The 655-nt window shown below is 58.5% G+C and carries 2 protein-coding genes; both read right to left on the reverse strand.

Translation table 11 applies throughout. From position 1 onward, the window contains the following. Positions 1-269, reverse strand: a 269-nt coding sequence (locus EN750_RS37775; protein WP_127399500.1) for a substrate-binding domain-containing protein, incomplete at its 3' end; no start/stop codon positions are given. Positions 270-343: 74 nt separating this feature from the next. Next, a partial coding sequence (locus EN750_RS37780) for a TIM barrel protein (protein ID WP_145968356.1) occupies positions 344-655 on the reverse strand: 312 nt, incomplete at its 5' end.

Below are 655 nucleotides of genomic sequence, written 5' to 3' on the forward strand. Positions count from 1 at the left end.
ATCACATCCACCTTCCTGGCGATCAGGTCCTCCAGCAGCTTGACCTGCTGAGCCGGATCGATGTTTGCCGGACCGGTCATGGAAACGTCGATGTTGAATTGCTTTCCGGCCTCCTGTAGGCCGTGCTCAAGGGCACCGAAGTACGGAATGCCGGCAATCTTAACGACAGTTACCATGACTGGGTTGGCCGCCATCGCGAGGTTTGGCGTGGCAACCAGCAATGCCACGCCTGCGGCCAAAGTAAGCTTCAAAATGTCACGACGTTTCATACTCTCCTCCTGTGAGCGTTGTAGATTCTAGATTTTCGGAATTGCGTCCGCGGCCGTCGCCGCCAGCTGTCGCCTCAGAAGCCGTAGCGTGTCGCCAAGCCGCGCAAATACGGCAGCCCCTGATCGAGTACAGCGCTAGCGTTGGGCGCGGCCGGCCGCCACATGCAGAGTGCCGCGGCAAGCTGTGGCGGTACCGAGACAAAGCTTTCAATGACAAGATCGCCATCGAATCCGGTGTCACGCAATGTCCGGAAGATCAGCTCCCAATCTACGGTTCCGGTGCCTGGGACACCGCGATGACTTTCGGAAAGGTGAATATAGGGAGAGCGTCCCGCGGCCCGGCGCAGGCCGTCGTCGAAACCATTCTCCTCTACGTTCATGTGATA

The sequence above is a fragment of the Mesorhizobium sp. M7A.F.Ca.ET.027.03.2.1 genome (assembly GCF_003999175.1).
In the GTDB taxonomy this organism is placed as follows: Bacteria; Pseudomonadota; Alphaproteobacteria; order Rhizobiales; family Rhizobiaceae; genus Mesorhizobium.